Genomic DNA, 19,141 nt, shown 5'->3' with positions numbered 1-19,141 from the left:
AGTCACGAAGCCGCGCTGCGGCCCTTGCTCTTGTAATGCAGATGAAGGTTGCGCAGATAGATCACCAGCGGCAGCGCCTGACCAAAAATAAATACCGGGTCTTTGCGATGAATGGCATAGACGACCAGCACCAGGCTACCGGCCAGACTGAAATACCAGAAGGCGACCGGGATCACCACCCGCTTGGCCTTCTCACTGCTCCACCACTGGATGACGAAGCGCATCATGAACAGCGCCTGGCCGGCGAAGCCAATGCCGATCCAGACCAACGCCTCGATATCAAGGTTATCCATCAATGGTATTCCAGCCCCATCGATTCCCGGACGTCGCGCATCGTTTCGCGAGCCAGTTCGCGAGCCTTCTCGCAGCCGTCGGCAATGATGTTCTTGACCAACGTCGGATCGTCGAGATAGACCTGCGCCCGTTCGCGCATCGGCGCCTGTTCGCGCAGGATGCCGTCGATCACCGGCTGCTTGCATTCGAGACAGCCGATACCGGCAGTGCGGCAGCCTTGCTGCACCCATTCCTTGCAAGCATCGTTGGAATAGACCTGATGCAACTGCCAGACCGGGCACTTGGTGGGCTCGCCTGGATCGTTGCGACGCACCCGGGCCGGATCGGTCGGCATGCTTCTGACCTTCTTGCTGACCGATTCCTCGGATTCGCGCATGGTGATCGTGTTGTGATAGGACTTGGACATCTTCTGCCCATCCAGGCCCGGCATCTTGGAAGCCTCGGTCAGCAGATAACCTGGTTCGACCAGGATCATCTTGCCGGTACCTTCGAGGAAACCGAACAGGCGCTCACGGTCAAGCGCCGAAAGATGCTGAATTTCGTTGAGCATGGCCTTGGCCTGCTCGACGGCTTCCTTATCGCCATTCTGCTGGTAACGCGTGCGCAGCTCTTCATAGAGTCGCGCCTTCTTGCTGCCCAGCTTCTTGACCGCTTCGCGTGCCTTGTCCTCAAAACCCGGCTCGCGGCCATACATGTGGTTGAAGCGGCGCGCCAGTTCGCGGGTGAATTCGACGTGCGGAATCTGGTCCTCGCCGACCGGCACCTTGTCGGCGCGGTAGATCAGGATGTCGGCACTCATCAGCAGCGGATAGCCGAGGAAACCATAGGTCGTCAAATCCTTGCCGGCCATCTTTTCCTGCTGATCCTTATAGGTCGGCACGCGCTCCAGCCAGCCGAGCGGCGTCATCATCGACATCAGCAGATGCAGTTCGGCGTGTTCCGGCACTTTCGACTGAATGAACAAGGTGGACTGATTGGGATCGACGCCAGCAGCGAGCCAGTCGATGACCATGTCCCAGGTCGCTTTTTCAATACCCTGCGGGTTGTCGTACTGCGTGGTCAGCGCATGCCAGTCGGCGACGAAGAACAGGCAGGGGTATTCGTGCTGGAGCCTAACCCAGTTTTTGAGAACACCGTGATAGTGGCCAAGGTGCAAGGCGCCGGTCGGGCGCATGCCGGAAAGAACACGTTCTGCGTACATAGTTGATCAATAAAGCCCAAAAATGGATTCGATGGCCCGCGCCGAGAGTAAGACCAGCGGGTTCATGACGGCGCCAAGGACGCCGGTAAACAACAGGAGCAGCAATATCGGAAAGCCCCAGCGCTCGATACTGGCAAATTTCCAGGCCAGGCGGTGCGGCAACAGGCTGACGGCAATCCGTCCGCCATCAAGCGGCGGCAACGGCAACAGATTGAGCACCATCAGCACGCAATTGACCATGATGCCGATCTTGCCCATTTCCGACAGGGGGACCGTGAAATCGTTGCCCGGCATTAGCCAGGCCAGCTTGAGCATGAAGGCCCAGCAGAAGGCCATGAACAGATTGGCCCCGGGCCCGGCTGCGGCAACCCAAAGCATGTCGCGCTTTGGGTTGCGCAAGCGGCTGAAATCGACCGGCACCGGCTTGGCATAACCGAAGAGAAAGCTGCCGCCGGAAAACAGCAGAATGGCTGCCGGAATGATGATGGTCCCGACCAGATCGATGTGACGAATCGGGTTGAGACTGATCCGCCCTTGCTGCCAGGCGGTCGGGTCGCCGAAATGACGCGCCGCATAACCGTGCGCCGCCTCGTGCAGGGTAATCGCGAAGATCACCGGCAATGCGGCAACGGCAATCGTCTGGATCAAGCTTTCGAGCATGCTTGTTTCAATCCAGCCCAAACGGTGCCAGCGGTCCGCGACCGGCGCGGATCAGCTCGGGCGTGGCGCCGGTCAGGTCGATGACGGTAGTCGGCTCGATGCCGCAATGGCCGGCATCGAGAATTAGTTCGATCTGATCCTCAAGGCGATCCTGAATTTCCCAGCCTTCGGTCAGCGGCGCATCGTCGCCCGGCAACTGCAAGGTCGTGGTCAGCAGCGGTTCGTTGAGTTCCTCAAGCAGCGCCAAGGCGACCGGATGATTGGGCACGCGCACGCCGATAGTCTTGCGCTTCGGGTGCAGTACGCGGCGCGGCAATTCCTTGGTGCCTTCGAGAATGAAGGTGTAACTACCCGGGGTCGCCGCCTTGAGCAAGCGGTACTGAGCGTTGTCGACGCGGGCGAAATGGGCGATTTCGGAGAGGTCGCGGACCATCAGCGTCAAATGATGGCGTTCGTCCATCTGACGAATCAGGCGAATGCGATCCAGCGCTTCCTTGTCGCCCAGATGGCAGCCCAAGGCGTAACAGGAATCGGTCGGCAAGGCGACCAGGCCCCCGTCGCGGATGAATCCGGCAGCCTGCGCGAGCAGACGCTGCTGTGGTGTATCGGGATGAATATTGACTACACGGGCCATAATTTAACGAATCAGACGCCAGACAGGTTTGAGATCTTCCGGCAGTTGCGGCAATTTGCCGAGGTCGACATAGCTCTCTTCCGGCCCGTGAAAATCCGAACCGCGCGAGGCGTGGAAGGCGTAATGCCTGGCCAGTCGGGCGAAATGCATGACGTTATCGGGTGAATGACTGCCACAGGTGACTTCCAGCCCCTGCCCGCCCAAATCCTTGAAATCGTCGAGGAAGCGCCGCATGTCACCACCGGACATCTTGTAACGCCCGGGGTGGGCGACCACGGCGACACCGCCGGCGGTGGTGATCCAGCCAATGGCATCGGCCAGCGTAGCCCAGCGATGATCGACATAGCCCGGCTTGCCCGGAGTCAGGTAATGCTGAAAGACGCCCGGGACGTCGCGAGCAATACCGATCGACACCATGTAGCGGGCGAAATGGGCGCGGGAAATCAGGCTCGGGTTGGTCGCAAAGCACAAGGCGCCTTCGTAGACGCCGGGGATCCCGATTGCCGCCATCGCCTCCCCCATTCGTTTGGCCCGCTCGATGCGGCCGACACGAAGCTCATTGAGACTATCGGACAACACCGGATGCGCCGCATCGAAACCGAGGCCGACGATATGGATCGGCACCCCTTGCCATTCGATGGAAATCTCAACGCCGTTCTCGAACGCCATGCCAGCCTCTTCGGCAGCTTGCCGGGCGACCGCCAGGCCGCCCAGATCGTCATGATCGGTCAGCGCCCACAGGTCTACGCCGTTGGCCGCCGCCCGCCGGGCAACATCTTGCGGCGGCAGCAGGCCGTCGGAAACGACAGAATGGCAATGAAAATCGAAATTGGCGGGGGTCACGGATTCCAAACAGTTGCAAATGCAGGGTGGTTGGCGAGTTTATCACGAAGGCGGGCAGCCTCCGGATTCCCTTGTGCAGCGCAGCAGGTTGCCTCGTGCCAGCCATCCCGTTTATAGTCCTCCCCGTTCCATGGGAGAGCGCAGATTTCCTCTGCCGCCGAAGGCGCAATTTCACCCGAAAACGCTCAGGCAAAAGGACCACGGAACCGGGGCAACCCGAAACTCTGGAGAGCGATGTCGACCGTTCCGGTCGCCATCCACCGATGGGGCAAATCTCTCAGGTATCGAGGACAGAGGGGTGAAACGCAAGAAATCGTTCTTTCGTTTCACCCTTTTTCCGTTTCTAGAACCGGCATTAATAAACGCCCGTAAAGGATTGATATGCTGAAAAAAACAATTTTGAATGCCGCCCATCGCACGCTTGGCGCCCGGATGGTTGATTTCGGCGGCTGGGACATGCCGGTCAATTACGGCTCGCAGATCGAAGAGCACCATGCGGTACGCAAGGATTGCGGCATGTTCGACGTATCGCACATGTGTCCGGTCGATGTCGTCGGCGCCGACGTTCGCCCCTTCCTCTCCCGTCTCGTTGCCAACGACGTCGCCAAGCTAAAGGTTTCCGGCAAGGCGCTTTACGCCGCGATGCTCAATGAGGCCGGTGGTGTTATCGACGACCTGATCATTTACTTCCTGACCGACACGCGTTTCCGCATCGTCGTCAACGCCGGCACGGCCGAGAAGGATCTGGCCTGGATGCAGGCCAAGGCAGCCGAATGGAAACTGGATGTCAGTATCACCCAGCGCCGCGATGGCGATAACGCCCTCGGCATCATCGCCGTGCAGGGCCCCAACGCCCGCGCCAAGGTCTGGCAAGTGTTGCCGCAATGCAAGGCGGCGACCGAAGGTTTGAAAGCCTTCTTCGCTGCCGAAGTCGGCCAGTATTTCATCGCCAGCACCGGTTATACCGGCGAAGACGGCTACGAGATCATGTTGCCGGCCGGCGAAGCCGAAACCATCTGGAACGCCCTGCACCAGGCCGGCGTCGCGCCTTGCGGCCTGGGTGCGCGCGACACGCTGCGCCTGGAAGCCGGGATGAACCTCTACGGCCAGGACATGGACGAAACCGTCTCGCCGCTCGACGCCGGGCTGGCCTGGACGGTGTCGCTAGATACCGAGCGCGACTTTGTCGGCAAGGCCGCACTGCTCGCCAACGGCCAGCAGAAACAATTTCTCGGCCTCATCCTGCTCGACAAAGGCGTACTGCGTGGTCACCAACAAATAATTACAAAACAAGGTAATGGAGAAATTACTTCAGGTAGTTTCTCACCAACATTGCAGCAGTCCATCGCGCTCGCCCGACTGCCGCTCGGCGTGCAGATCGGCGACGAAGTCGAAGTCGATATCCGCGGCAAGCTGTTGAAAGCCAAGGTCAGCAAACCCGTATTCGCCCGCAACGGCAAAGCAGTCATCTAATCCCCCCATTCAGGAGAAAACCATGTCCAACGTTCCCGCCAACCTCAAGTACACCGCCTCCCACGAATGGATGCTGCTCAACGCCGACGGCACCGTCACGGTCGGCATCACCGATCACGCCCAGGAAGCCCTCGGTGACCTCGTTTTTGTCGAACTGCCGGAAGTCGGCGCGCATTTCGCGGCCGAGAAGGAAATCGCCGTCGTCGAATCGGTCAAGGCGGCGGCTGATGTGTACGCGCCACTTGCCGGCACGGTCAGCGAAGTGAACCAGGCCGCTGTCGATGCCCCGGAATCGGTCAATCAGGATGCCTACGCTGCCTGGCTGTTCAAGATAACGCCGGACAATGCCGCCGACCTCGACAAGATGCTCGACGCTGCCGCCTACCAGGGCCTGGCCGACGCCGCCTGAACAAGGATTGCCCATGCCGCTCAATCAACCGCTCTCCGCCCTGGAGCAGCGTGACGAGTTCATCGCCCGTCACATTGGCCCGTGCCCGACTGAAGTGGCTGCCATGCTCGCCGCCATCGGCGCCGACAGCCTTGATCAACTGATCAATCAGACGGTGCCCGCCGCCATCCGCCTGCCGGCCGACCTGCCGCTGCCCGCCCCGCAACGCGAGCACGACGCACTGGCGACGCTGAAAGCCATCGCCGGCAAGAACGTCATCAACAAGTCCTGTATCGGCATGGGCTATTACGACACACTGACGCCCACGGTGATCCTGCGCAACGTGCTGGAAAACCCGGGCTGGTACACCGCCTACACCCCCTACCAGGCGGAAATCGCCCAGGGTCGGCTGGAAGCGCTGCTCAATTTCCAGCAGATGGTCATTGACCTGACCGGGCTGGAAATCGCCAACGCCTCCCTGCTCGACGAAGCGACCGCCGCCGCCGAGGCGATGACCATGGCGCGCCGGGTTTCCAAATCGAAATCCAACCGTTTCCTGGTCGATGCTGCCTGCTTCCCGCAGACCATCGATGTCGTCAAAACACGCGCCGGCTATTTCGGTTTCGAACTGGTGATTGCCGCGCTCGACACGGTAAAGGACGAAGAATTCTTCGGCGCCCTGCTCCAATACCCGAACGACAACGGCGAAGTCCGCGACCTGACGGCCACCATTGCCGGCCTCAAGGCCACGGGGGCGACCGTTGCCGTCGCTACCGACCTGATGGCACTGGTCCTGCTCAAGTCGCCTGGCGCGATGGGTGCCGACATCGCGCTCGGCTCCAGCCAGCGCTTCGGCATCCCGATGGGTTTTGGCGGCCCGCACGCTGCCTTCTTCGCCACCCGCGAAGCCTTTGTCCGGTCGATGCCGGGCCGCATCATCGGTGTCTCGAAGGATGCCCGCGGCAACACCGCGCTGCGCATGGCGCTGCAAACCCGCGAACAGCACATTCGCCGCGAGAAGGCCAACTCGAACATCTGTACCTCGCAGGTACTGTTGGCCAACATGGCTGGCATGTACGCCGTCTATCATGGCCCGCGAGGCCTGAAGACCATCGCCAGCCGCATTCACCGGCTGACCGCGATCCTTGCCGCCGGCCTGAAACGCGCCGGCATCAACGTGCTGACCAAACAGTTCTTCGACACCGTGCACTTCGACCTCGGCGCCCGCGCCGAAAGCATTTACCGCGACACCTCGGGCGCCGGCTACAACCTGCGCCGCGTTTCGGCCGGCGTGCTCGGCATTGCGCTGGACGAAACGACCACCCGCCACGATCTCGCCACGCTGTTCAAGCTGATCACCCAGGTTACGCTTGACGTGGATGCCATCGACGCTCAGGTTGCCGCCGACCCGGTGTTGTCGAGTACGCTGTTGCGCAGCGACGCCATCCTGCCGCACCCGGTGTTCAACACGCACCACACCGAACACGAGATGCTGCGCTACCTGAAATCGCTGCAGAACAAGGACCTGGCGCTCGACCACTCGATGATCTCGCTCGGCTCCTGCACCATGAAGCTGAATGCGACCAGCGAGATGATTCCGGTCACCTGGCCGGAATTCGGCGGCCTGCATCCGTTCGCGCCGCGCGAGCAGACGGCGGGCTATCAGGAAATGATTGCCGGCCTGACCGAATGGCTGAAGACGGTGACCGGCTTCGACGCCATCTGCATGCAACCGAACTCCGGCGCCCAGGGCGAATACGCCGGCCTGGTCTCGATTGCCCGCTACCACGCCAGCCGCGGCGAAGCGCAGCGCAAGGTCTGCCTGATCCCGAAATCGGCGCACGGCACCAATCCGGCAACCGCCCAGATGGCCGGCATGCAGGTCGTCGTCGTCGATTGCGACGAGCACGGCAACGTCGATGTCGCCGACCTGCAGGCCAAGGCCGAGCAACATGCTGCCGACCTAGCCTGCCTGATGATCACCTACCCGTCCACGCACGGCGTCTTCGAGGAAGCCATCCGCGACATCTGTGCCATCGTCCATGCCAATGGCGGCCAGGTGTACATGGACGGTGCCAACCTCAATGCCCAGGTCGGCCTGACTTCGCCCGGCTTCATCGGCGCCGACGTCAGCCACATGAACCTGCACAAGACCTTCGCCATCCCGCACGGCGGTGGCGGCCCGGGCATGGGCCCGATCGGCCTGAAGGCGCACCTGGCGCCGTTCATGGCCAACCACGCGGTAGCCACGATCGACGGCCCGCACGCCGGACAGGGCGCGGTTTCCGCCGCGCCGTTCGGCTCGGCCTCAATCCTGACCATCTCCTGGATGTACCTGGCCATGCTTGGCGGCAGCGGCGTCAAGAAGGCAACGCAAGTCGCCATCCTGAACGCCAACTATGTCGCCCGACAGCTCAACGACCACTATCCGGTGCTCTATTTCGGCAAGAACGGCCGCGTCGCCCATGAATGCATCCTTGACATCCGCCCGCTCAAGGCCGTCACCGGCATCAGCGAAACCGATATCGCCAAGCGCCTGATGGACTACGGCTTCCACGCCCCGACCGTCAGCTTTCCGGTGGCCGGTACGATGATGGTCGAACCGACCGAGTCGGAATCGAAAACCGAACTGGATCGCTTCATCGCCGCCATGGTCAGCATTCGCGAGGAAATCCGCCAGATCGAAAACGGCGTCTGGACGCCCGACAACAATCCGCTGAAGCATGCGCCGCATAGCCTGGCCGATGTCGTCGATGCCGCCTGGCCGCATCCGTACAGCCGCGAACAGGCGGTCTTCCCGCTGCCCTGGGTGGCGGCCAACAAGTTCTGGCCGAGCGTCAATCGCATCGACGATGTGTTTGGCGACCGCAACCTGAACTGCGCCTGCCCGCCGATGTCAGCGTACGCCGACTGATGGCCGTCGATCTCTCTGCCATCGCCAAGTGGCCCAACGTCCCCGCCTGTTACGACTGGCTGTCGCTCGACCGGCGCGGCGACTGGCGTTTGCAGGGGGAGCGCGTGACGCACAGCGGCCTGATTGCCTTCATCAACCGGCAGTACGGTTGTGACGAATCAGGCTGCTGGTTTCTGCAAAACGGGCCGCAGCGGGTTTTTGTCAGCCTGGCTTGCACGCCGTGGGTATTTCGTAGCGCCGACGATGCCTTCGTCAGCCACACCGGCCAGCCCGCCGGCAGCGTCGAGGCTGTCTATCTCGATGAAGAAGGCAGCATCCTGCTGCACACCACACTGGGTATCGGCCTGCTCGATGACCGAGATCTGGCCGGTTTTCTCGGTCAATGCAGGACCGCCAAGGAGCAGCCGGCCGACGAAGCGGACTTCCTCGCGCTGCTCGGTGGTGGTTCCGGGCATGTTTATTGGCACAAACTGCCGATCCAGCCAATCGTTGCAGCAGACCTGCCCAAACGCTACAACTTCAATCCCCAGCCTCAGCCCTGAGCGTGGTCTCGCCCGGTAACCCCGGGCAGTATTTGGCCGATCAGATCGGCGATCAGCCGCGCCGTCGTCCCCTGCCAGTCGCGATCCGGGTTGTATTCGACAATTTCCACCGCACGCAGGCCCGGCATCGCCGACAGGCGGCGCATCGCCACCAGCACATCGCCATCCCACAAACCTTCCGGCTCGGGGCTGCCAACCCCCGGGGCAAGCACCGGGTCAATGGCGTCGAGATCGAGCGTCACGCCGAAACCGGCCGGCGCCTTGGCGACGATGCCGATCGCTTCGTCGAGGCAAGCGGCAAAACCACGGGCCTGTACCTCGTCGCTGTCGATAATCCGGACGCCCATCTGGCGCAGAAAATCCATTTCTTCCGGCTCATAGCTGCGCGGCCCGAGCACCACCGTATGCGCCGCGCTGACTTGCTCACCGACCCGGCCGATGTTGAGCAAACGCTTGTCGCCCCGGCCGAGCAGACACGCCAGCGGCATGCCATGCACGGCGCCCGAGTAGCTCGTTTCCGGTGTATGGCTATCGAGGTGGGCATCAATCCAGAGCAAGCCGGGCGGCGCTCCGACAAACCGTGCCACGCCGCTCCAGGTCCCAATCGCCACCGAGTGGTCGCCGCCGATGACGAGAGGAAACTCGTCGGCCCGCAAGGCGACCGCCACCTCGTCGGCCAGATAACGACACAGGGCGGCAATCCGGCCGAACTCCGACAGCCCCGGGGCATCGGAGGCAAACAGCGTCCTCCCCCAATCGACCCGCGGATGATGCTCCAGTTCATGCCAGGCCTGCGATCGATGAAAGGCAACCGGGCCGTCCTCGCAGCCTTGGTCCTGGGCGCCAAGACCGCTGGCCGCGCCGATGATGCGGATTTTGCTCGCCATGTTCACCTCCTGGTAAATCAGACCAGCGCGCCGGCCATTAATTGCATGCCACGCTCCATCAGCGGCAAGCGCTTATTCCGTAACGTTCGCTGCCTGCCAGGCGGCAATCTCCGGATAACTCTCCGGCAGATTGTCCATCAGAGCCGCATTGGCCTGCAGCAACAGCTTGCGCTGCCGCGCATTGAACCGGCTCGGGAACACCGGCGTCAGTTTGACCACCAGATCGCCAGCATGAACCTTGCCCCGCCCCGGGTAGCCCTTGCCGAAAACCCGAAGCTCGCGGACATCCGGCGGGCCGGCGTCGAGTAGACGATTCACCACCCCGGCCAGCGAGGGCAGTTCGACTTCCCCGCCGGCCAGCATCAACAGGGCACTGACCGGCATGCTGCAGTGCAGATCCCGGCCATGCAGTTCAAACAGGGGATGCGTAGCGATCACGATGGTCAGGTACAGATCACCGGCCAGCAGCCCCTCCGACGCCGCCTCGCCCTGCCCGGCCAGACGCAGTTCGTCGCCGGGCAGCATGCCTCGCGGGACGGTAATTTCGAGACTGACGCTAGCAGTTTCCCGGCCGCTTCCCGCGCAGTCGGGACAAATGCGTTCGCTGAAAAACCCGCGTCCGCCACAGTCGGTGCATGGCACCAGTTCGCGCTTGGCGCCATGGACCCGGCCGCTACCGTGGCAAACCTTGCAGAAGCGCGTTCGCGTCATGCCTGATTCGCCCGATCCAGCACAGGTCGGACAGGCTTTGCCACGGGTATAAGCGACGGTCTTCCGGCAACCGGCGGCGGCCTCCTCCAGACTGACCGTCAGATTGAGACGGATATCGGCGGCCCGCGCAACGCTTTCCTCGGCTTCCGGCCCGACATCGTTGTCCGGAGGAGTGTCGGCATCATCGGAAAGGTCTGCCGTCAGCAACAAATCGTAAGCAGCACGGATCTGCTTGAAGCGTTCGGTGGCATCGGGATCGGTATTCCTGTCCGGATGCCAGCGCATCGCGAGCCTGCGGTAGGCGCGCTTTATATCCGCCAGGGAGGCATCTTGCGAAACGCCAAGAATTGCATAGGAATTCATCATTACGCCGACATAATTGCAAATCCGCGACAAAACCGGACTTTTCGATATAGCGGGCGGGTCACCGGGTACACCGGTGATCAAGAGCTCGATCAGGCGCCTTGGGCCCGCCGCGAAGGCGTCGATTATAGGTCACTTTGACCGCCTGCCCCGCGATCGGCGCAGGTCGCCTGCGCCACAAGCAAGCAGGACAAGCTCAGCCGCGACGCTCCCGAACCGGAATGTTCCGTGAAAACCTCGGCTGCGCCGAGCGCATAAGCATAAACAGGAAGGTCCCGTCGCCAGCGAATTATTCGTTTCCCTGGCGATTTTTTTGCCAATGCCAAACACCGCTTTTCTCTTCGAAGCTATCAGATACCAGGCAGATATCCCGCTTCGTTGCAAGGAAGCGTTTTTCATCAGCTTTCTCGATAAATACACAATAAGAGACAGAGAGTTATGTTTTAATTGAATCTGATTTAAGTAAAAAACAGCATAACCACCAGAACTCGTCAACTCGACAATTTGAGCCCGTTCCCTATTCACTCTCCCGGTGCCTATTTGGGTTAGTCATGTACAAGCTCCCCGAACCCATCATCCACGCCATCGAATCTGGCAGGGTACCGTCGCCGCCCCAGTTGCTGCTGCGCCTGCTGCAGATGGTCGATGACGAACGGACCACGATGGGTGAGCTGGCTACCTTGGTCGAACAGGATCCCGGCTTGGCGACGCGCATACTGAGCGTGGCCAATTCTCCCGCATTAACGCGCGGCTCCGAGCTGCGCAGCCTTGAGGGTTGTCTCGTTGCCCTCGGCACCCGGCTGGTCCGCTCGATTGCCACCTGCCTGTCGATCCAGGGCCTTTTTGACCGGCGCGCAGGCACCCCGGCCATCGATCTATCGCGATTCTGGTCGCACTCCCTGCTGGTTGCCGAGATTTCCCGCGGCCTGGCTTCGGCGACCGGCTATCCACATCCGGAAGAGGCATATCTGGGTGGGCTCCTGCACGACATCGGCGAACTGATCCTGCTTTCGGCGCTCGGTGAACCTTACGCTCAGCTACTGGCAAGCTGTTCCAACGAGAACGCGCTGCCGCCGATCGAAACAGCCCAGTTTGGCGTACACCACGGAGAAATCGGCACCTGGCTGACCGAACAGTGGCATCTGGATTCGATGTTTGCCGACGGAATTCTCTTTCACCATGCGTCGCCGGAACAGATAGTCACCGCCACCGCGCTGCCGCAACTGGTCTGGCTGGCCCATGCACTGGCAGCGAGCGAGGAAATTTCTCCCGAACTGGATCTGCTGCAGCAAAAATTGTTCGCCACGGCCGGTAGCCAGAACCTGGCTCAGTTGCGCGACCAGGCGGAAGCCCGTACCCGATTGATCGCCGAAGCACTCGACCTGCATGGCCTCGATAAGGTCAGCAACATTCGGGTCTGGGAAAAACTCAAATTCGCCACGCCGCAAAAAACCCGGGAAGACGATGCCGAGGAAGCGCTTTCGGCAATGATCGGCGGCATGGCCTTGCTGCAGCCGCTGCAGCAGGATCTTTTTACGCTGGAGAGCGATGCCGAGGTGCTTCTCTCGCTGCGCGAATCAGCCCGCATCCTGTTCGACCTCAACCGGGTCGCCTTCCTGTTGTGCACCTCACCCGATGGCACCCTCTCGGGCGCCTCGATTGGCGGTCAGCCAGCGCTTTTCCGCCAGGTCGACATCCCGCTCGAGGAAAACCACTCGCTGCTCAGCAACGCCGCGCTGCAACGCCAGATCTGCAGTTCCTTCGACGCCGCGGAAACGCCGCAAGTGTCGCTGATCGACATCCAGTTTGCCCGGGCCTTTGCCACGCCGGGACTGCTGTGCATCCCGATGATCGCCCGCAACCGGGTGACCGGCGTCATGGTTTGCGGACTCAGCCAGTCACAGCATGCCCGACTCTCCCGACGCCTCCCCTGGCTGCTCAATTTCGGGCGGATTGCCGCGATCAGCCTGGAAACCCTCAACGAAGCACGCAGCTATCGCCAGCAGGCGGAACAGGAAGCATCCAGTCGCTTCACCCGCCAGGCGCGCCGTATCGTTCATGAAGCAGGCAATCCACTCGGCATCATCAAGAGCTACCTGATGATTCTTGATCGAAAGTTGCCGGAAGAAACCGGAGTCAGGCAGGAACTGGAAATCCTGACCGAAGAGATCGACCGGGTCGCCAGCATTGTCGGCCGCATGAGCGAGATCCCCGCTGAGCAGCCGATTGCCCACGGCCATGATGTCGGCGAGCTGATCAACGAATTGCTCCTGCTCTACCGCGAACCCTTGTTTCACGAGAAGGGTATCCGGGTCGAAACCAGCCAGCCCGCCGAGCCTCTGCGCGTACTTTGCGAGCGCGACAGCCTCAAACAGATCCTGCTCAACCTCTGGAAAAATGCCTCCGAAGCACTGACCAGCGGGCAACAGATCAGGATTTCACTGACCGATCACGTCGTCCACAACGGCAACACCTATATTCAGGTGCGCATGGATGACAACGGTCCCGGCATGTCGGAAACGGCGATGCGCTCGATCCACCATGCCCCGGATGTCCCGAGCACCGGCAAGCGCGGCATTGGCCTGTCCATTGTGGGCGAACTGGCCAGCCGCCAGGCTATTCCGATTACCTGCCGCAGCCAGGCCGGCAAGGGCACCAGCATCGCCTTGCTGTTACCGAAATTCGTCGTTGAGGCAACTCCACTCAAACCCCGCCCAGGCACCAGCGATACTGCCTTGAGACCGCTGTCAGGAACTGAGACAAAATGAACGTAGCCACTGGTATCGATTCCCTGATGCGTATACCGGAAATTTCCGGCAGCCAGCGCATCCTGATCGTTGATGACGAGCTCCGCTTCCGTAACGCCTATCGCGAATTGCTGGCCGGGGCCGGCCGGACGATCGAGGAATGCGGTACCGGCAAGGAAGCCATCCAGCGGCTGGCCGGCGCCGACATCGACGTCGTTGTCCTCGACCTCAAGTTGCCCGACATCGGCGGCATCGAAATCATGGAATGGATGGGACGCAACCACGTTTCCACATCCGTCATTGTCTTCAGCGCCGACCACTCCATCGATTCGGCCATCCACGCCCTGCGCCAGGGGGCCTTCGAGTTCATCCGCAAACACAGCGACCCCAAGGACCTGATCGAGAGCGTCGACCGCGCCTTGCGCCGGCGCCGGATGGAACAGGAGTATGCGGTGATGGCCGGCCAGCTGGAGCAGTCGGAGCATCTGCATCGTTTCCTGGTCGAACAATCGCCCGACCTGATCTACACCCTCGATGAGAGCGGCCATTTCATTTTCCTCAACAAACGGGTCGAAACGCTGCTCGGCTATCGTCGCGAGGAACTGCTCGGCCAGCACTACTCGGTCATCGTCCATGAGGATGACGTCGAGCAAGCGCGCTACGCCTTCAACGAACGACGCATCGGCGAGCGCGCCACGACCAATTTCGAAGTCCGGCTCAAGAACAAGCAGAATGGCGCCCTGCATTTCGACCACCGCCTGGTCGTTGCGATACTCAGTTCGCAAGGCATCTACACCCCGGAAAAGTCGGCGTCACCACAGTTTTTCATGGGCACTTCCGGCGTCGCGCGCGACATCACCGAACGCAAGCGCACCGAGGAAATGATCACCTTCCAGGCCTTCCACGACCTGCTCACCGGTCTGCCCAACCGCACGCTGTTCACCGACCGGCTGGAACTGGCGCTGACCCAGGCGATGCGGCGCAATCAGCGGGTCGGGGTGATGTTCCTCGATCTCGATCGCTTCAAGCTGATCAACGACACCTACGGCCACCCCGAAGGCGACAAGCTGCTCAAGGATTTCGCCCAGCGCACCCGCAACTGCCTGCGTTCCGGTGACACCCTGGCCCGCCAGGGCGGCGATGAATTCACCGTGTTGCTGCCCGATATCGAGAACCGCGACGACCTGGTCCTGATTGCCAGAAAAATCCTCAACGAATTGAAACAGCCGTTCACCGTCGCCGACCAGGATTTCACCGCCACCGTCAGCATCGGCATTGCGATGTTCCCGGAAGACGGGGTGACGCCGGAGGAGCTGATTCGCAATGCCGACATCGCGATGTACCAGACCAAGGCACAGGGCAAAAACGGTTACCTTGAATTCAATCCGGCGATGAACACGACGCATGTCGAACGGCTGTCGCTGGAAAACGATCTGCGTCTGGCCATCAAGCAGGGCGATCAGTTCGAGCTGCATTACCAGCCGCAGATCAGTCTGTCCCGGCGCCGGGTGGTCGGACTCGAGGCGCTGATCCGCTGGAATCATCCGACCCAGGGATTGATCAGCCCGGATTCGTTCATCCCGCTGGCCGAGGAAACCGGCATGATCGTGGCGATCAGCGACTGGGTGCTGCAGACCGGTTGCGCGCAGTTGGCGAAGTTGCAGCGCCAGGGCTTTACCGATCTGAAACTGGGCATCAATCTGTCGCCCCGCGAGTTCGAGCGCAGCGACTTGTTCGAGCGGATTACCGGCCCGATGGGCGAACATGGCTTGCCGCCGGAATCGCTGGAAATCGAAATCACCGAGAGCCTGCTGATGAAGGATGCCGAAACGGTGATCGCCAAAGTGCGCCAGTTGCGCCGGGCCGGTATCCGGATCTCGATCGACGATTTCGGCACCCGCTATTCGTCGCTCAATTACTTGCGCCGCTTTTCGGTAAACAGCATCAAGGTGGATCAGTCCTTCGTCCGCGATCTCAGCTCGGCACATGGTTCCGGGGCGATTGTGCACGCCATCATGGGCCTCGCTCAAAGCTTCGATCTCGGCGTCCTCGCCGAAGGAGTCGAGACCCCCGCCCAGCTCAAGGCGCTGGCCGACCTCGGCTGCGACCAGATGCAGGGCTACCACTTCAGCCATCCGCTGCCGGTCGGCCGCCTGGAAGAATTTCTCACTGCCAGCCCGATGTTTTGAGGGCGGGCGCCGGCCCAGGCCAACCACGCGCCGCTTAATTCGTGCCGGGAGTTCCCAGCATGGCCGGCAAATCACGCTCCAGCAGCGTATCGACCGCAAGATTCATCTCGATCACCTGCTTGAGCAGTTGCCGGGCGCCATCGCTCAGATCGACGAATTCAAGCCCGACCAGGTTTTCCCTGCGGTAGGCCATGAGGGCTGTCGCACTGCAGAAACCCGATTGACCCGCCTGAAAAATATCCAGGCAGCACATCTGGCCGTCTTCCACGCCAAACAGACTGTCGGCCCTGAACAACGCGCCTTTCAGCGAAACATCCAGGATCATGCCCTGATGCACGCCCCCGGCGACACTCAGGGCCCCTTGGGAATGAAACGGAAAACGGGGAAAGCGACGGCGTTCTGAACTGGGCATCTGACACCTGCAAAAGAAAAATTCCGGAAGCGTAAGCGGCTTATGTTACGAGACTTTTTCAGTGAGGCAAAGTTTGGCCTGCGGGAGAAGAACCACCCGATTAGCTAGCGCTCCATATCACTGACGATGGGCGATCTTTTCGCTACGCGCGAATTTATCGGCAAATTTCTCAAGATCCAGATCAAACGTCCTCCTCAATGCCTTGGCTCGCCTGCGGATAGTCTGCCAGCAAGGGGCAAAATCGCGATTATTGAAAGCAATCGCGATATGGTTGTCATCGCGACCAACCGGGACGGCAAGCGTTCGTTCGTTGAAAAAGTCGCCGAGCATTTTCAGATGCACCTTTCGCTCTTCTCGCCGCCCGGCCAGATTGGCGACAAGCAAACCGTCAGCGGCGAGCAATCGGCGGAGGTTGAAATAGAACTCGCGGTTGCATACCGTACTGGCAAAACCGTCCTTGTCGAACGCATCGGTGACGATCACGTCGAAACTGGCAGCGCAGGAAGCCACATATAGCGCGGCATCGCTCAAGACCACCCGAAACCGATCGCTATCGGGAGGAATTTTGAACTCGTCCCGGAAAGCCACGACATCGGGGTTGATTTCGACCACCGTGATTTGCGTGTCCGGAAAATGGTGATGGCAGAACTTGGCCAGCGAACCGCCGCCAAGACCCAGCATCAGTATGCTTTTCGGCTGCGGCGTAAACAGCACAAAACTCATCATCTTTCGTGTGTAGGCAAGCTCGAGGGAATTCGGCTGACTTAGCCGCATGGCGCTCTGGACAAAGGAAAACGAAAAATAGAGGGCGCGCGAATGACCATCGTCAACGACATAGGGTTTTTCGTAGCGCCCATCGAGCAGGCGATTCAGCAAGATAGACGGATCCGCATCCGGCGCTTCGAGAACCTTGATGACGCCATTTACGGCAAACGGACTCGGAATCGATAAAACCTTGGGGGAAACGGTGTTCAAGTCATCTCCGCCATCAGGCCATGCCATAGCCGGTTTTCCACGGCGAGAACCGGGCACCCCAGGTCGCGGCCAGTTGGGGATATTGAGCCAGGATCAAGGGCAACTCTCGGGACAACAGGCGCTCCGAAACAAAACCGTCAGCCCCCTTGTGATTGGCCCGGGCAAACCCGGCAAACTCCGTCCAGTTGGCGACAACGACTATGCGTATTGCCGGGTGCTTCCTTTTGGCGTCCTTGATCAGGTGGCCCAGTACGCGATCGGGCAAGGGCGCGACAACGAAAACCAGATCCGGCTGCAGATTGGCAATGGCTTTCAAGCCAGTCATGCCGTTATAGCAATCCGCCAGCAGGGAAAAATCCTTGAAGGTCTGCAGGCAGCCATGAATGCTCTGGCGCATTGCCGTATCCGAACTGATGATCAGGGTACGGAATGGCGGCTGAACAGGCGAATCTGTGGCGATTTTTCTACTGAATAACATCGGCTGGCTTTTGGATCATGATTTGTCTGTTTATTTGATACCCGCCCCTACCCTCTGGCTGTTGCGGGCACTACTGCTGGTTTCATTGCTGCTCAGCCACCGCCTCTTTGCCCCGCCAGGAAAGCCGAGGCGACTTGCCGCTGTCGGATCAGAAATCACGCACAGAAGTGCGCATGGTGTTCGTATAGAGTTAGAATTATAGGCGTGCATGGTTATATAGCAATTATCATTTTATTAACATATAACGCACACAACCAGTAGTGAACATCGAACCGCACCCTGCATGGCCTTGATCGACCTGCCCGAGTAGTCGATTCGCAACACAACCAGTCAAGAAGGTTTTCGATGGAGTTTATTTCTCGCATTAGCTTGCGCCGCCATGAAATGGGCGAAGCCGGAGAGGACACCCCGGCTCAAGCGCAGGGGCAGTCTTTGATCATTTTTCGCGTACTCGGCAAGTCGCCAGAGCGCGCTCTCAAATTGCTGCGCACGGAAACCGCCAAGGAACCGGACCGGATCGTCGTTCTGGCCATTGCCGGCAAAACGCTGTCCGAGGACGAGAAACGCATCTGCGAAGTCGTGATGGCCGAAGGTATGCGGCAATCGATCAAAACGATATTTTGCGGCGGCGACCCCGAGCAAATCTTTGGCAAGCTGCCTGTCGCAAGTAACGCATCACGATGGTTTTCCAACATTCCAGCGTTCATTTCAACGCTGGAAATTGGTGGTGGCCGGCAAACCGCCAATCGCCTCTGACAAAGATCTCCGGCATCATTTTTCGAGCAGATAAAAAAAGCCCGGCAAGGCCGGGCAAAAGAGAGAAGCGTATTAACGCCGTTGCCGGCGAATTATTGTGTTTTCTTGCGGCTCTTGTTGCCAACGCTGGGCACCGTCTTTTTCTCCGTGAGGCTTTCGGAAACCTGGCGGATCTCCTGCTCGACTAAATCAACCGCCTGAATCGCCGTATTGCTTATTCCGTGCAAAGTCTGTTCTGCACTTTCAACAGTTGCCCGCACGGCCTTCAATGCAACCATGCCTTCCCAAGGGCTGCCTTTGCTGACACGGTCGATGGCCGAGTAAACCATCGTATCCAAAATACCGACCTGAATCTGGGTAGCCTCGATTATTGCCTTGTGGGTATCACCGGCGATTTCGTAAACCTGATCAATCAAACGCACAGCCAGCGGACTTGTCAGCGCAGACATCCCCGCTTCGCGGTGAGAGAAGGATTCGCTGCGGACATCGGCAAGCAGTTCAAGCAGGCGATGACCCGCATCGAAACAGGCGCTGGAAAAACCAAGAAGATTATTCAGCGAATGCTCGCGAGAGCGCTCTATCTGCGGGGCTGTCAGCAACATCGGGTTCTCCGGCACACAATGAATTTACGCCAGCGTAGCGCGCCACTGTTGCAAAAATATTAAGCACAAGGG

At 60.2% G+C, this 19,141-nt stretch carries 18 protein-coding genes and 2 riboswitches; of the genes, 7 read left to right on the top strand and 11 right to left on the bottom strand.

The annotated features are described in order from the left end of the window. Positions 1 to 2: 2 nt before the first annotated feature. From KI611_RS09880 to KI611_RS09860, 5 genes are read right to left on the bottom strand one after another with little or no spacing between them, the layout of a single operon-like run. Positions 3 to 293: a lipid-A-disaccharide synthase N-terminal domain-containing protein gene (locus KI611_RS09880; RefSeq protein WP_226419649.1), complete on the bottom strand. Its 291-nt coding sequence runs from the start codon at positions 291 to 293 to the stop codon at positions 3 to 5. Next, complete coding sequence (locus KI611_RS09875) at positions 293 to 1,495, bottom strand: tryptophan--tRNA ligase (protein WP_226419648.1); 1,203 nt, start codon at positions 1,493 to 1,495, stop codon at positions 293 to 295. Before KI611_RS09875 ends, KI611_RS09880 begins: the two co-directional genes overlap by 1 nt. A gap of 6 nt (positions 1,496 to 1,501) precedes the next feature. After that, positions 1,502 to 2,155, bottom strand: coding sequence for a site-2 protease family protein (locus KI611_RS09870; protein ID WP_226419647.1), 654 nt, complete (start codon positions 2,153 to 2,155; stop codon positions 1,502 to 1,504). A gap of 7 nt (positions 2,156 to 2,162) precedes the next feature. Continuing rightward, on the bottom strand, positions 2,163 to 2,789 hold the full coding sequence (locus KI611_RS09865) for an L-threonylcarbamoyladenylate synthase (protein WP_226419646.1): 627 nt from the start codon (positions 2,787 to 2,789) through the stop codon (positions 2,163 to 2,165). A gap of 3 nt (positions 2,790 to 2,792) precedes the next feature. After that, complete coding sequence (locus KI611_RS09860) at positions 2,793 to 3,632, bottom strand: 3',5'-nucleoside bisphosphate phosphatase (RefSeq protein ID WP_226419645.1); 840 nt, start codon at positions 3,630 to 3,632, stop codon at positions 2,793 to 2,795. 121 nt (positions 3,633 to 3,753) lie between these two features. Beyond that, positions 3,754 to 3,843: riboswitch (glycine riboswitch) on the top strand. A gap of 3 nt (positions 3,844 to 3,846) precedes the next feature. Further along, a riboswitch (glycine riboswitch) is annotated at positions 3,847 to 3,936 on the top strand. A gap of 77 nt (positions 3,937 to 4,013) precedes the next feature. Here KI611_RS09860 and gcvT point away from each other — a divergent pair. Genes gcvT through KI611_RS09840 form a run of 4 tightly spaced genes read left to right on the top strand, consistent with a single transcriptional unit; the run spans position 4,014 to position 8,949 of the window. Beyond that, positions 4,014 to 5,105: a glycine cleavage system aminomethyltransferase GcvT gene (gcvT, locus tag KI611_RS09855; RefSeq protein ID WP_226419644.1), complete on the top strand. Its 1,092-nt coding sequence runs from the start codon at positions 4,014 to 4,016 to the stop codon at positions 5,103 to 5,105. 22 nt (positions 5,106 to 5,127) lie between these two features. Next, positions 5,128 to 5,514 carry a glycine cleavage system protein GcvH gene (gene gcvH / locus KI611_RS09850; RefSeq protein WP_226419643.1) on the top strand — a complete coding sequence of 129 codons (387 nt, stop codon included), beginning with the start codon at positions 5,128 to 5,130 and terminating at the stop codon, positions 5,512 to 5,514. A gap of 13 nt (positions 5,515 to 5,527) precedes the next feature. Next, positions 5,528 to 8,407 carry an aminomethyl-transferring glycine dehydrogenase gene (gene gcvP / locus KI611_RS09845; protein WP_226419642.1) on the top strand — a complete coding sequence of 960 codons (2,880 nt, stop codon included), beginning with the start codon at positions 5,528 to 5,530 and terminating at the stop codon, positions 8,405 to 8,407. Next, positions 8,407 to 8,949, top strand: coding sequence for a DUF2946 family protein (locus KI611_RS09840; RefSeq protein ID WP_226419641.1), 543 nt, complete (start codon positions 8,407 to 8,409; stop codon positions 8,947 to 8,949). The genes gcvP and KI611_RS09840 overlap by 1 nt, the downstream gene beginning before the upstream one ends. On the opposite strand, the gene KI611_RS09835 is transcribed toward KI611_RS09840, so the two are convergent. Beyond that, positions 8,940 to 9,836 (bottom strand): arginase, encoded by an 897-nt coding sequence (locus KI611_RS09835; RefSeq protein WP_226419640.1) that lies wholly within the window; start codon positions 9,834 to 9,836, stop codon positions 8,940 to 8,942. The two genes, KI611_RS09840 and KI611_RS09835, sit on opposite strands and share 10 nt — an antisense overlap. 72 nt (positions 9,837 to 9,908) lie before the next feature. Next, positions 9,909 to 10,910 carry a DnaJ C-terminal domain-containing protein gene (locus KI611_RS09830; RefSeq protein ID WP_226419639.1) on the bottom strand — a complete coding sequence of 334 codons (1,002 nt, stop codon included), beginning with the start codon at positions 10,908 to 10,910 and terminating at the stop codon, positions 9,909 to 9,911. 551 nt (positions 10,911 to 11,461) lie between these two features. On the opposite strand from KI611_RS09830, the gene KI611_RS09825 reads away from it, so the two are divergent. Both KI611_RS09825 and KI611_RS09820 read left to right on the top strand, forming a co-directional pair. Continuing rightward, entirely contained in the window at positions 11,462 to 13,678 is a 2,217-nt protein-coding gene (locus KI611_RS09825; RefSeq protein ID WP_226419638.1) for an HDOD domain-containing protein, read from the top strand. Beyond that, the gene (locus KI611_RS09820; protein ID WP_226419637.1) at positions 13,675 to 15,846 is read left to right on the top strand and encodes an EAL domain-containing protein; all 2,172 of its coding nucleotides are present in this window, start codon (positions 13,675 to 13,677) and stop codon (positions 15,844 to 15,846) included. The genes KI611_RS09825 and KI611_RS09820 overlap by 4 nt, the downstream gene beginning before the upstream one ends. Before the next feature lie 34 nt (positions 15,847 to 15,880). Here the strand turns inward: KI611_RS09820 and KI611_RS09815 are convergent, their stop codons facing one another. The 3 genes from KI611_RS09815 to KI611_RS09805 all read right to left on the bottom strand — a co-directional run bounded on the left by KI611_RS09815 (position 15,881) and on the right by KI611_RS09805 (position 17,630). Then, positions 15,881 to 16,258, bottom strand: a complete 378-nt coding sequence (locus tag KI611_RS09815; RefSeq protein WP_226419636.1) for a PilZ domain-containing protein — start codon at positions 16,256 to 16,258, stop codon at positions 15,881 to 15,883. Positions 16,259 to 16,375: 117 nt separating this feature from the next. Continuing rightward, on the bottom strand, positions 16,376 to 17,233 hold the full coding sequence (locus KI611_RS09810; RefSeq protein ID WP_226419635.1) for a fused MFS/spermidine synthase: 858 nt from the start codon (positions 17,231 to 17,233) through the stop codon (positions 16,376 to 16,378). 13 nt (positions 17,234 to 17,246) lie between these two features. Continuing rightward, complete coding sequence (locus KI611_RS09805; RefSeq protein ID WP_226419634.1) at positions 17,247 to 17,630, bottom strand: response regulator transcription factor; 384 nt, start codon at positions 17,628 to 17,630, stop codon at positions 17,247 to 17,249. A 426-nt stretch (positions 17,631 to 18,056) separates the two neighbouring features. On the opposite strand from KI611_RS09805, the gene KI611_RS09800 reads away from it, so the two are divergent. Beyond that, positions 18,057 to 18,467, top strand: coding sequence for a hypothetical protein (locus KI611_RS09800; protein WP_226419633.1), 411 nt, complete (start codon positions 18,057 to 18,059; stop codon positions 18,465 to 18,467). 92 nt (positions 18,468 to 18,559) lie between these two features. Here the strand turns inward: KI611_RS09800 and KI611_RS09795 are convergent, their stop codons facing one another. Next, positions 18,560 to 19,069, bottom strand: coding sequence for a hypothetical protein (locus KI611_RS09795; RefSeq protein WP_226419632.1), 510 nt, complete (start codon positions 19,067 to 19,069; stop codon positions 18,560 to 18,562). Between the last annotated feature and the right edge of the window lie 72 nt (positions 19,070 to 19,141).

Origin of the sequence: Dechloromonas denitrificans (assembly GCF_020510685.1) — a bacterium.
In the GTDB taxonomy this organism is placed as follows: Bacteria; Pseudomonadota; Gammaproteobacteria; order Burkholderiales; family Rhodocyclaceae; genus Azonexus; species Azonexus denitrificans_A.
The sequence above is the reverse complement of the archived record's forward strand: the minus strand, read 5'-3'. Positions and strand labels throughout refer to the sequence as shown.

Excerpts from the sequence above, each read along its gene's own strand:
- KI611_RS09880 (WP_226419649.1), bottom strand. The coding sequence starts at position 293 with ATGGATAACCTTGATATCGAGGCGTTGGTCTGGATCGGCATTGGCTTC.
- KI611_RS09875 (WP_226419648.1), bottom strand. The coding sequence starts at position 1,495 with ATGTACGCAGAACGTGTTCTTTCCGGCATGCGCCCGACCGGCGCCTTG.
- KI611_RS09870 (WP_226419647.1), bottom strand. The coding sequence starts at position 2,155 with ATGCTCGAAAGCTTGATCCAGACGATTGCCGTTGCCGCATTGCCGGTG.
- KI611_RS09865 (WP_226419646.1), bottom strand. The coding sequence starts at position 2,789 with ATGGCCCGTGTAGTCAATATTCATCCCGATACACCACAGCAGCGTCTG.
- gcvT (WP_226419644.1), top strand. The coding sequence starts at position 4,014 with ATGCTGAAAAAAACAATTTTGAATGCCGCCCATCGCACGCTTGGCGCC.
- gcvH (WP_226419643.1), top strand. The coding sequence starts at position 5,128 with ATGTCCAACGTTCCCGCCAACCTCAAGTACACCGCCTCCCACGAATGG.
- gcvP (WP_226419642.1), top strand. The coding sequence starts at position 5,528 with ATGCCGCTCAATCAACCGCTCTCCGCCCTGGAGCAGCGTGACGAGTTC.
- KI611_RS09840 (WP_226419641.1), top strand. The coding sequence starts at position 8,407 with ATGGCCGTCGATCTCTCTGCCATCGCCAAGTGGCCCAACGTCCCCGCC.
- KI611_RS09835 (WP_226419640.1), bottom strand. The coding sequence starts at position 9,836 with ATGGCGAGCAAAATCCGCATCATCGGCGCGGCCAGCGGTCTTGGCGCC.
- KI611_RS09830 (WP_226419639.1), bottom strand. The coding sequence starts at position 10,910 with ATGAATTCCTATGCAATTCTTGGCGTTTCGCAAGATGCCTCCCTGGCG.
- KI611_RS09825 (WP_226419638.1), top strand. The coding sequence starts at position 11,462 with ATGTACAAGCTCCCCGAACCCATCATCCACGCCATCGAATCTGGCAGG.
- KI611_RS09820 (WP_226419637.1), top strand. The coding sequence starts at position 13,675 with ATGAACGTAGCCACTGGTATCGATTCCCTGATGCGTATACCGGAAATT.
- KI611_RS09815 (WP_226419636.1), bottom strand. The coding sequence starts at position 16,258 with ATGCCCAGTTCAGAACGCCGTCGCTTTCCCCGTTTTCCGTTTCATTCC.
- KI611_RS09805 (WP_226419634.1), bottom strand. The coding sequence starts at position 17,630 with ATGCGCCAGAGCATTCATGGCTGCCTGCAGACCTTCAAGGATTTTTCC.
- KI611_RS09800 (WP_226419633.1), top strand. The coding sequence starts at position 18,057 with ATGGAGTTTATTTCTCGCATTAGCTTGCGCCGCCATGAAATGGGCGAA.
- KI611_RS09795 (WP_226419632.1), bottom strand. The coding sequence starts at position 19,069 with ATGTTGCTGACAGCCCCGCAGATAGAGCGCTCTCGCGAGCATTCGCTG.